Source organism: Actinospica durhamensis, assembly GCF_018139695.1.
GTDB lineage: Bacteria > Actinomycetota > Actinomycetes > Streptomycetales > Catenulisporaceae > Actinospica > Actinospica durhamensis.
In genome coordinates, this window is record NZ_JAGSOG010000302.1 from 1 (window position 1) to 9,682 (window position 9,682).

Here is a 9,682-nt window from a genome sequence, read left to right on the forward strand (position 1 = left end):
CCCAGAAACCCCCCGTCCCCGTCGTCTACGCCTTCATGCCCTCCACCGACCCCACCGACTGCTCCATCGTCCCCGACGAAACCGACGGAGCCCGACGCGCCGTCACCCACCTGCTCGACATGGGCCGCCACAACCTCGCCCTGGTCGCCGGCCCCGAACGCCACCACTCCGCCCGCGCCCGCGCCGAGGGCGCGATCACCGCCCTGGCCACCGACTCCCTCACCCCCGCGCTCGAACCGCTCTACGGCGAATGGAGCGAAGCCTGGGGCCGCCAGGCCGCACGCATCCTGCTCCGCCGCAACCCCGACATCGACGCTGTCTTCTGCGCCAGCGACCAAATCGCCCGCGGCCTCACCGACGGCCTGCGCGAGGCGGGCAAGTCAGTGCCCGGAGACATCGCGATCACCGGATTCGACAACTGGGACGTCATGACCTCGGCCGCACGTCCGGCTCTGACCAGCATCGACATGGACCTCGAGGGCCTCGGCCGGGACGCGGCCAACCTGCTGCTCGCCGCCATCGGCGGCGAACCCCAGCACGGCGTCCACCTGCACCCCTGCCGCCTCGCCATCCGCGCCTCGACCGCCCCGGACGAAGGCTAGGAGCGTTGCGGCGTCAGGCTCCGCCGCTCGCGCCGCCGTCCGCGCCGCGCCGCACGGCCAGGGCCCAGACCACCAGCGGAACCTGCACGGGCAGCCGGCCGTAGGCGACGGTCCTGGCCAGCGGGCCGCGGTGGCGCCAGTCCCAGGCCATCTTCACGTTCGCCGGGAACACGGCCGCGAACAGCCCGGCCGCGGCGCTCGCCCCGGTGCGCCGGGTGGCCGGCAGCGCCACCGCCGCGGCCACGGCGAGTTCGGCGACGCCGCTGCCGTACGTCCACCAGCGGGCCTGGCCCGGCAGGGCCTTCGGCACCAGCCGGTCGTAGGGGCCCGGCTTCGTCAGATGTGTGACACCGGCGGCGGCGAGCAGCCCGGCGAGGGCGAAGGCCGCCGTCGCGTCGCTCGCCCCGAATACCGATTTCGGCACGGGAACGCCTCCTCGCCTTGTCGGATCGGTCACCGGATCCGCTCACCCGCGGCACCGCGCGCCGAGCGTCGCGCACAGCATAGTGTCCGGTCAGCGTGTGGCGTGGGAGGTGAGGTAGTCCAGGCACTTCGCCAGGTTCGAGGCCGGATCGGCGATCGAGTCGAGCAGCAGCCGGGGCCCGGTCCAGGGTTCGAACTCGGCCCGCCGGCACTCGACCGCGTCCCAGGTCGGCTCCGGGAAGCCCTCGATATCCCGCTTTCGGTGCTCGAGCCGGTACCGGTGCACCACCGGATCCGAGCAGACCACTTCGATGAAGGCGACCGGAACACCGTGCCGCCGCGCCAGATCCCGCCACTGCGCTCGGGCCGGTTCGACCGCGTTGACCGCGTCGATGATCGTGTCCTGGCCCAGGGCGAGCACGCCGTCCGCGACCGCCTCGGCCACCAGGTACGCGGCCAGCCCGGTGGGCTGGTCCCGGCCCACACCCGCCCGCCACAGCGCGGCTTCGACCGGGTCGACGGAGACCAGCGGGGCCGGCAACGCACGTCCGAGCCCCTCGGCGACGGTGCTCTTCCCGGCGCCGGGCAGGCCCGCCATCACGATCAGCATGCAAGCACTCTGGCATACCCGGCACACCGGGCACCACCTGCGACCCGTTCCCACCCCTGCCCGCCGAGTTCCTGCCGTCCCATGCTGGAGGCCGCCAATGTGTACGGATGTTCTTATCGCATGTACACTGGCGCACATGGCGCGCTCCCCCCAGTCTCCGCAGTCCCCCGATGACCCGGGCTCCGAGCCGCAGGGGGCCCGTCGCGCGCGCCGATTCGATCCGGAGCGCGGCGCGCGCATCCTGGACGCGGCGCTCGACGTCCTGGCCGAGGTCGGCGTGGCCGGGACGACGCACCGTCTCGTGGCCGCGCGTGCGGACGTGCCGCTGGGCTCGGTCACCTACCACTTCTCGAGCCTGGCCGATCTCCAGGCCCAAGCCTTCGCGCGCTACGTCGAGCTCCAGTCCGCGCAGTTCGGGCAATTGCTGGCGGGCGTGGAGACGACGGAGCGACTCGCCGAGGTACTCACCGGCTTCGTCCACGGCGGCCCGGCTCGGCGTCGCAGCGCGCGGCTCGGATTCGAGCTCCACCTCGCGGCGTTGCGGGACCCCGCGCTGCGTGCCCTGACTCAGGCATGGACCGACCACAGCAGGTCCGCGCTCGCCCGCTTCACCAGTCCCGACAACGCCGCGCGGCTCGACGCCCTGCTCGAAGGCATGATCATGCATGCCCTGCTCGCGACGGTCGAGGAGGCACGTGCCACGACGCGGGCCGCGATCGCCCGGACCCTCGACGAAGCCCCCGCCACGAAGAAAGGCCGGTGAACCCCCGTGCCCTGCACGAGTCCGATGATCTCCGTCACCGATGCGGAGCTCGAGGATCTGCGCACCCGGCTGCGCGCCACGCGCTGGCCTGCGCAGTGGCCCGTGGACGGCTGGGAGGCGGGCACCGATGTACGCGCCCTGCGCCGCCTCGTGGAGTACTGGGCGACGGGGTATGACTGGCGGGCCCACGAAACATATATCAATAGCCTGCCGTTCGCATCGGCCGACATCGACGGGACGCCGGTCCGCTACCTTCGCTTCGACGGCGAGCGCCCGGACGCGTTTCCGCTCGTCCTGACCAACGGTTGGCCCAGTTCGTTCCTCGAGCTGATCGGCCTCGCCCGACGCCTGGCCTCTCCGTCGCAGCACGGCGGCGACCCGACCGACGCGTTCACCGTGATCGTCCCGACGCTCCCGGGATTCGCGTTCTCGCCACAGCGCCCTTCTCTCACGGACGGACCGCAGACACACGAACTCTGGCATCGGCTCATGCGCGACGAACTCGGCTTCGAGCAGTACGCCGCACACGGAGGCGACCTCGGCGCCGGCATCACCTCCCGGCTGGCCGAGGCACATCCGGAGGCAGTCGTCGGCATCCACCTGACGTCGGTCGCCAACCCGACGACGTACGACGCCGCGGGCGCCACGGCCGAGGAGAAGGCGTACCTCGAATCCCTCGACACCTGGGCCGCTCACGAGGGCGGCTACCAGCACGAGCAGAGCACCCGCCCGCTGACCTTGAGCTACGGCCTGGCCGACTCGCCGACCGGGCTGCTGGCCTGGATCGTCGAGAAGTACCGGGCGTGGAGCGACTGCCACGGCGAGGTGTCGACCAGGTTCAGCGACGATTTCCTGCTCACTCAGGCCTCGCTCTACTGGTTCACCGGGACGATCTCGACGTCGTTCCGCCCGTACTACGAGTACGCGAGCGGCCTCACCCGGCGCGTCGAACAGGTCACCGTCCCCACGGCCCTAGCCCTGTTCCCGGCCGACCTGACCCATCCGCCGCGCACCTGGGCCGAGCGCACCTACCGGATCACCAGGTACACCCGCATGCCCCGCGGCGGCCACTTCGCAGCCCACGAAGAGCCCGAACTGCTCGCGCACGACATCGTCGAGTTCATCCGGGCGCTGCGGTAGCCGGTGTCCGTCAGCTCGGCATGAGGCGTATCAGGCCATTGCGCAGGTGGGTGTGCCGGGTGGTCACCAGCCTGTGCAGGGTGCGGGAGCCGAAGGCGACGCGTTGGGCGGCGCGCCGGCGTTCGGAGTCGTAGGCGCGCAGGGCGGTCTTCAGGGCGGCCGGGCCGTGGGTGGCGACGGCGCGGGTGAGGGCGTCGGCGTCGAGGATGGCGGTGCAGGCGCCCTGGCCGAGGTTGGGGGTCATGGCGTGAGCGGCGTCGCCGACGAGGGCGGTGGCCGGGTTCGGCGCGAAGGTGGGCAGCGCGGGGTACAGGTGGCGCATCTCGTAGCGGATCCAGGTGTCCGGGTCGGTCGCGGCCAGGACGCGGGGAATCGGGTCGTGCCAGTCGGCGAACGCGTCGCGTACGTCGTCGGGGGTGGCGGCGGCGGGCGTGACCGCGTACCAGTTGGTGCGGCCCGGCTCGATCGGGGTCATGCCGAAGAACCGGCCTTTGCCCCAGGTCTCGCCGTAGCTGCCGGTCTCGAAGCCGGCGACGCCGATCCAGGCGAGGTCGCCGACCGCGCGCGGGCCGCTGCGTGTGCCCAAGGTCGCCTCACGCACGGTGCTGCGGATGCCGTCCGCGCCGACGACCAGGTCGTGGCCGTCGGCGAGCACGGCCGGGGTGGCCGGCTCGCTGAACTCGATCGGCACGTCGCCGTGGACGGCGAGCGCCGCGGCCAGGACCTCCATCAGATGCGGCCGGGAGATCAGCAGCTCGGGGCGCCCGGCCTTCTTCTCCATCCGCTCCAGCGGCAGGCTCGCCAGGACCCGGCCGCGCGGGTCGCGAATCTGTGCACTGTGATACGGCACGGCCAGCTCGCGGAAGGCCGCGCCGACGCCGAGCCGCTCCAGCGCGGCCTGCGCGGCGGGATGGATCGCGAACGCGGTGCCATAGCGCTCCAATTCGGCCCGCCGTTCCACCACCGTCACCGCCCATCCGGCGCTGCGCAGCCCGATCGCCGTCGCGAGACCGCCGACGCCCGCCCCGACGACGAGTGCTGATCCCGTCATGGTCCGGCCCTCCCTGCCCACGTCTTCGAGCTCGAATATTCCACCACACTTGTGGTACCACGGCTGAGGTAGGGTGGGCAAGCCGCGGCGGCGCGGCGACCGACGGCGAAGGAAAGGACCCTGATGGCGAACCGGGATCGGCGCGACCTGCTGCGCGACGGCGCCATCGGCGTGCTGGCCGAGGCGGGCGGGCGCGGACTGACGCACCGCGCCGTGGACGCGGCCGCCGAGGTGCCGGACGGCACCACGAAGAACTACTTCCCGAGCCGCGACGCCCTGCTGCGCGCGGTGGCGGAGCGCATCGTCGAGCTCTACCAGGCCGCGGCCCGGCGGGCGGCGGCCGGAGCGACCCCGACCAGCCGGGAGGCCCTGATCGCCATGCTGCGCGGACTGTTGGAGGACGTGGCCGGGCCCGGCCGTCCCCGGCTCCAGGCGTATCTGGAGCTCCAGGCGGAGGCGACCCGCCGCCCCTGGCTGGCGGCCGTCCTCGACCCGATCGCGGCGGCCGACCTGCCCGGATTCGCGCACGCACAGCGCGCCGCCGGCCTGCCGGTGACGCCGCAGCGGGCGGCCACGGTGACGCTCGCGCTGCACGCCGCGATCCCACATCTGCTGGTGGGCGGCCCGGAAACGCTGGCCGCCACCGGGTTGGACGACCTCGACGGCTTCGTGCGCGGCGTGCTCGCGACGGTGTATCCGGAGCCGGAAGTGCGTTAAAGTCCTGAGATACGATGGCGGCCGCCGACATCCGGCCGTCCGACACCGGAGGGGACGCCCGTGGCAGAGTTCGAGGTCGTGGAATCGGCGGATGCGGCCCGGGACCGGGAGACCGCGATGCTCCTGTCGTTCCTGACCGCCCAGCGCGAGGCGGTCCTGGCCATCGTCGAGGGGCTCGAAGACGACGCCTGGCATCGCGCGCCGCTGCCGTCCGGCTGGACGCCCGCCGGGATGATCGAACACCTCGGCGGCGCCGAGCGGCACTGGTTCCAGGGAGTCGTCGCGGGCTCCAACCCGGCGCGGCCGTGGGACGAGGGCCTGCCTGCCTACGACTTCACCGCGGCGTTCCTGTGTGACCGGCCCGTCGCGCAGATCCTCGCCTACTACCGCGAACAGTGCGCCCGCGCGGACGCGATCCTGGCCGCGACCCCGCTCTCGGCACCGCCGCGCGGCGTGCACGGCGACCCGGGCATGGCCGAGCCGCCGGACGTGCGCTGGGTGGTGCTGCACATGATCGAGGAGACCGCGCGGCACGCCGGACACCTCGACGCCGCCCGGGAACTGGCCGACGGACGGACCGGACTCGGCCCCCGCTGACGAGAGCGGCCCGAGCCGTGGCCCGAGCCGTGGCCGCGGCTACGGCTACGGCTTGCGGCCGATTCCGGCGAGCAGCCAGTCCACGTCCTGCTCGGTGCCGTCCGGGTTGAGCAGGATGGGCAGGTCGGCCGGGCGCTCGAGCATGGGGGTGTCCGGGTCGGGGCGCCAGCGGCAGGCGACGGTCAGGCCGGGCTCGACGAGTTCGAGGCCGTCGAAGAAGTGCCGGATCCGGCCGGCCGGGCGGGGCGTCCACGGGTGGGTGTTGGCGCGCTCCTGGATGTCGGCGATGGCCCGGGTGCGCGGGTCGTCCAGGACGTGCGAGATGGCGATGTAGCTGCCCGAGGGCAGGGCCTCGATCAGCTGGCCCACGATGCCGTGCGGGTCCTCGCTCTCGTCGATGAACTGGAGCATCGCGATCAGCAGCACGGCCACCGGGCGGTCGAAGTCGATCAGTTCGCGCACCTGCTGGTCGGCCAGTATCTCGCCCGGGTAGCGCAGGTCGCGCCGGGCGAAGGAGACCGTGTCCGTCGTGGACATCAGGGCGTTGCCGAAGGCGTTCACCAGCGGGTCGTAGTCCACGTACACCACGTGCGCCCGCGGGCTCACGCCGTGCGCGACCTGGTGCACGTTCAGCTGCGTCGGCAGGCCGGATCCGATGTCGAGGAACTGGGTCACCCCGGCCTCTCCGGCCAGGAAGCGCACGGCGCGGTAGAGGAACGCCCGGTTGGACCGGACCGCGGTGGGCGAGTCGGGCACCGTCGCGACCATGTCCTTGGCGGCCTGCCGGTCCACCTTGTAGTTCTCGTGCCCACCCAGCAGGTAGTCGTAGATCCGCGCCGTACTCGGCAGCGCCAAGTCGTCGGCGGTCGGAGCCGGTCGGCGCAGGTTCAACGCGCACCCTTTCGTCAGCGTGGAGACGTGGATCCGTGGATCAGCAGCGAACTGCCCATACTGTAGTCGGCCGGGCGCGGGGAGCAAGACCCGGTTCGCCATATTCGCGCTTAGCCCGTCTGAACGGCCATCAGGTGATGATCCGTCAACCTGCTGCGGCCGATCGGGGGAACCGGCGGTTGGCCTCGAGCGCGTCGGGGAGAAAGCCGCTGGACGAGATGGGCTGAATGTTCCATGGATTATCCCTTGGGACCGGTGCGGCAGACCCCGCATCGGGAGACTGCCCGCTCGCCTCGAGCCCGGGGCCGGTCCGTGCGCCCGGGTGTGACCCAGCATGCACCCTACCCAGATGGCATCTCGCTGAAGGATGGATCCAACATGACCGAGCGCTCCCGCCGCAGTTTCCTGAAGTCCGCGACCATAACGGGAGCGGTGGCCGGCGCCGCGCTGCTGCCGGCCGGGTCGGCCGCGGCCGCGGCCCTGCCCCAAGCCCGCCCCCAGGCCGAGCCGCACGACCTGCCTCTGGCGGGCCCGGCGGCCAAGGGCCCGATCGTGGCGTACGTGAAGAACGCCGCGACCGGCGAGATCGCCGTGATGTCCGGCGAGCGCGAGGTGGTCCACGTGGACGCCCGGCTCGCCGAACGCCTCTCCCGACTCGCCCTCCAGGCGCCGTCCGCCTGACATGGGCGCCGCCCCGGCCGTGGGCGGCCTCGTCCGACGCGACGACGCCGCCCGCGGCCATGTCCCTCACATATCTCCGAGCTCCCGGCCCCGGCCGCCGCCCACTGCGGCGGGCGCGGGCCGGGCCACCGCGTGGATTCACCGTGGGAACGGCGGTTCCACCACCCGTAGCACCCCCCATCACGGCCCGACGATTCACGGAGTCTGCACACGCCATGTCCTCGCACAGGGAAGCACCCGAGATCTCCTCCGACCCGCTGGCGGACAACACGGACGTCTACGCGTTCGTCAGCCCCGACCGCCCCGACACCGTCACGCTGATCGCCAACTTCGTGCCGCTGGAGGACCCGGCCGGCGGCCCGAACTTCTTCGAGTTCGGCGACGACGTGCTCTACGAGATCCACGTCGACAACGACGGCGACGGCCACGCGGACATCAGCTACCAGTTCCGCTTCACCACCACGATCGCCGACCCGAACACCTTCCTGTACAACACGGGCCAGATCACCTCGCTCGACAGCCCCAACTGGAACCGCCGTCAGTTCGCCTGCGTGACCCGGGTCGAGCACGCCTCGAACGAGTCCAAGGTGCTCGGCGAGAACCTCGCCTGTCCGCCCTGCAACATCGGGCCGCTCTCCACGCCGAACTACGCGCAGCTCGCGGCCGAGGCCGTGCACGAGCTCGGCCACGACCGCACCGTGTTCACCGGCCAGCGGGCCGAGGGCTTCTACGTCGACCTCGGCGCGATCTTCGACCTCGCCGACCTGCGCCCGTTCCAGAACCTGCACGTGGGCTCCACGATGCCGGCCAGCGGCGGGATCAACGCCACCAAGGCCAAGAACGTGCACAGCATCGCGCTGCGGGTGCCGAAGGACGAACTGGCCTGCGGCGGGCGCTGCCCGAGCGACGTGGACGACCCGCACGCGGTCATCGGCGTGTGGTCCACCGCGAGCCGGCAGCGCTCGCGCGTCTACGAGAAGGACGGCACGGTCACCAACTCCGGGCCCTGGGTGCAGATCTCGCGCCTGGGCAACCCGCTGATCAACGAGGTGATCATCCCGATCGGGCAGAAGGACCGGTGGAACGGCCAGTACCCCGCGGACGACAGCCAGTTCGCCTCGAACTACTCCAACCCGGAGCTGTCCGGGCTGCTGCCGGTGCTCTACCCGGGCGTCTTCCCGAACCTGGCGAAGCTCGACGCGTCCGGCAAGCCCCGCACCGACATCATCGCAATCCTGCTGACCGGCATCCCCTCGGGCATCATCCCCGGCTTCCAGAACTACACCGGTTCGACCCAGGCCGACCTGCTGCGGCTGAACATGGCGATCCCGCCGACCCGGCACAAGCCGAGCAACCTGGGCCTGATCGGGATGGACCCGGCCGGGTTCCCGAACGGGCGCCGCGTGTTCGACGACGTGACCACGATCGAGCTGCGGGCGCTGGCGGGCGCGACCTACCCGCTGGTGGACAAGAGCTACACCCCGGACGCCGCGGCCGGCGAGATCACCCAGGGCCTGACCTCGAGCAACACGGACCTGACGGCCGAGAACACGGTGCACTACCTGCGCCGCTTCCCGTACCTGGGCACGCCGCACTCCGGGTTCTACAACCCGGGCGACAACACCCCGGCGCCCGACCTGGATCAGGCCCCGTGGGGTCCGCCGGCCACCGGTGACGGCGCGACCGAGGGCGGCGCGAACACGAAGGTGCTGGCCGGCGGCGCGGCCGCGCTCGGAGCGGCCGGCGCGATCGCCGCCGTCGCCCGCCAGCGCGGCACGGGCCACGCCGAGGCCGCCGCTGCCACCGGCGCCACCGGCGCCGCCGGCGCCGCCGGGCTCGACGCGGACGGCTGCTGACCGCGGCGACGCCCTGACCCGACGCCGCAATCCCCGCCGCCGGCCGTGTCCGCGAGCACGGCCGGCGGCGCTGCGAAAAGACCGTACTCACGCGGGTGACGCTCCCGTACCCACGCCGAGAAACCGGAACGCGACAGATGAGACGCTTCGCCATCGGTATCCGTATTCCTTCACGCAAGCCCGGCGGCCTCACGCTCGGCCTGCTCTCCGCACTGCTGGCCGTCGGGGGCTCCGGCGCCGTCGCCTACGCGCTGATCACCGCCCCGACGCCGCCCCCGCAGCCGACCGCGGCCCAGGCCGGGACGCTCGCCCCGGCCGGCTCCGCCCGCCCGCGCACGAGCGCGTCCCCGG

Annotated in this window: 11 protein-coding genes and 1 pseudogene; 8 read left to right on the top strand and 4 right to left on the bottom strand. The window is 72.4% G+C overall.

The genetic code is table 11. The features are described from left to right. Positions 1-602: LacI family DNA-binding transcriptional regulator (locus KDL01_RS35100; protein WP_212533008.1), on the top strand; the 602-nt coding region annotated here is incomplete at its 5' end. A 13-nt stretch (positions 603-615) separates the two neighbouring features. On the opposite strand, the gene KDL01_RS35105 is transcribed toward KDL01_RS35100, so the two are convergent. Next, positions 616-1,026 carry a DoxX-related protein gene (locus KDL01_RS35105; RefSeq protein WP_212533009.1) on the bottom strand — a complete coding sequence of 137 codons (411 nt, stop codon included), beginning with the start codon at positions 1,024-1,026 and terminating at the stop codon, positions 616-618. Positions 1,027-1,116: 90 nt separating this feature from the next. Then, entirely contained in the window at positions 1,117-1,635 is a 519-nt protein-coding gene (locus KDL01_RS35110; RefSeq protein WP_212533010.1) for a P-loop nucleotide/nucleoside kinase family protein, read from the bottom strand. Between the two features lie 136 nt (positions 1,636-1,771). Between KDL01_RS35110 and KDL01_RS35115 the strand changes: the two genes are divergently transcribed. Both KDL01_RS35115 and KDL01_RS35120 read left to right on the top strand, forming a co-directional pair. Beyond that, positions 1,772-2,398 carry a TetR/AcrR family transcriptional regulator gene (locus KDL01_RS35115; protein WP_212533011.1) on the top strand — a complete coding sequence of 209 codons (627 nt, stop codon included), beginning with the start codon at positions 1,772-1,774 and terminating at the stop codon, positions 2,396-2,398. Between the two features lie 24 nt (positions 2,399-2,422). Continuing rightward, positions 2,423-3,538, top strand: a complete 1,116-nt coding sequence (locus KDL01_RS35120) for an epoxide hydrolase family protein (RefSeq protein WP_212533012.1) — start codon at positions 2,423-2,425, stop codon at positions 3,536-3,538. A 10-nt stretch (positions 3,539-3,548) separates the two neighbouring features. On the opposite strand, the gene KDL01_RS35125 is transcribed toward KDL01_RS35120, so the two are convergent. Continuing rightward, positions 3,549-4,589 (bottom strand): FAD-dependent oxidoreductase, encoded by a 1,041-nt coding sequence (locus KDL01_RS35125; RefSeq protein ID WP_212533013.1) that lies wholly within the window; start codon positions 4,587-4,589, stop codon positions 3,549-3,551. A 123-nt stretch (positions 4,590-4,712) separates the two neighbouring features. On the opposite strand from KDL01_RS35125, the gene KDL01_RS35130 reads away from it, so the two are divergent. Both KDL01_RS35130 and KDL01_RS35135 read left to right on the top strand, forming a co-directional pair. After that, positions 4,713-5,306, top strand: coding sequence for a TetR/AcrR family transcriptional regulator (locus KDL01_RS35130; RefSeq protein ID WP_212533014.1), 594 nt, complete (start codon positions 4,713-4,715; stop codon positions 5,304-5,306). Positions 5,307-5,366: 60 nt separating this feature from the next. Next, on the top strand, positions 5,367-5,903 hold the full coding sequence (locus KDL01_RS35135; RefSeq protein ID WP_212533015.1) for a DinB family protein: 537 nt from the start codon (positions 5,367-5,369) through the stop codon (positions 5,901-5,903). A gap of 45 nt (positions 5,904-5,948) precedes the next feature. Here the strand turns inward: KDL01_RS35135 and KDL01_RS35140 are convergent, their stop codons facing one another. Then, positions 5,949-6,794 carry an SAM-dependent methyltransferase gene (locus tag KDL01_RS35140; RefSeq protein ID WP_212533016.1) on the bottom strand — a complete coding sequence of 282 codons (846 nt, stop codon included), beginning with the start codon at positions 6,792-6,794 and terminating at the stop codon, positions 5,949-5,951. A 378-nt stretch (positions 6,795-7,172) separates the two neighbouring features. On the opposite strand from KDL01_RS35140, the gene KDL01_RS35145 reads away from it, so the two are divergent. From KDL01_RS35145 to KDL01_RS35155, 3 genes and pseudogenes are all read left to right on the top strand, one after another. Beyond that, positions 7,173-7,475: a twin-arginine translocation signal domain-containing protein gene (locus tag KDL01_RS35145; protein ID WP_212533017.1), complete on the top strand. Its 303-nt coding sequence runs from the start codon at positions 7,173-7,175 to the stop codon at positions 7,473-7,475. Positions 7,476-7,690: 215 nt separating this feature from the next. After that, the gene (locus KDL01_RS35150) at positions 7,691-9,331 is read left to right on the top strand and encodes a DUF4331 domain-containing protein (RefSeq protein WP_212533018.1); all 1,641 of its coding nucleotides are present in this window, start codon (positions 7,691-7,693) and stop codon (positions 9,329-9,331) included. A 137-nt stretch (positions 9,332-9,468) separates the two neighbouring features. Beyond that, positions 9,469-9,682 (top strand): annotated as a pseudogene (locus KDL01_RS35155) (hypothetical protein); the annotation flags it as partial.

Coding starts and splice junctions, on each gene's coding strand:
- KDL01_RS35150 (WP_212533018.1), top strand. CDS start 7,691: ATGTCCTCGCACAGGGAAGCACCCGAGATCTCCTCCGACCCGCTGGCG.
- KDL01_RS35110 (WP_212533010.1), bottom strand. CDS start 1,635: ATGCTGATCGTGATGGCGGGCCTGCCCGGCGCCGGGAAGAGCACCGTC.
- KDL01_RS35130 (WP_212533014.1), top strand. CDS start 4,713: ATGGCGAACCGGGATCGGCGCGACCTGCTGCGCGACGGCGCCATCGGC.
- KDL01_RS35120 (WP_212533012.1), top strand. CDS start 2,423: ATGATCTCCGTCACCGATGCGGAGCTCGAGGATCTGCGCACCCGGCTG.
- KDL01_RS35125 (WP_212533013.1), bottom strand. CDS start 4,589: ATGACGGGATCAGCACTCGTCGTCGGGGCGGGCGTCGGCGGTCTCGCG.
- KDL01_RS35145 (WP_212533017.1), top strand. CDS start 7,173: ATGACCGAGCGCTCCCGCCGCAGTTTCCTGAAGTCCGCGACCATAACG.
- KDL01_RS35115 (WP_212533011.1), top strand. CDS start 1,772: ATGGCGCGCTCCCCCCAGTCTCCGCAGTCCCCCGATGACCCGGGCTCC.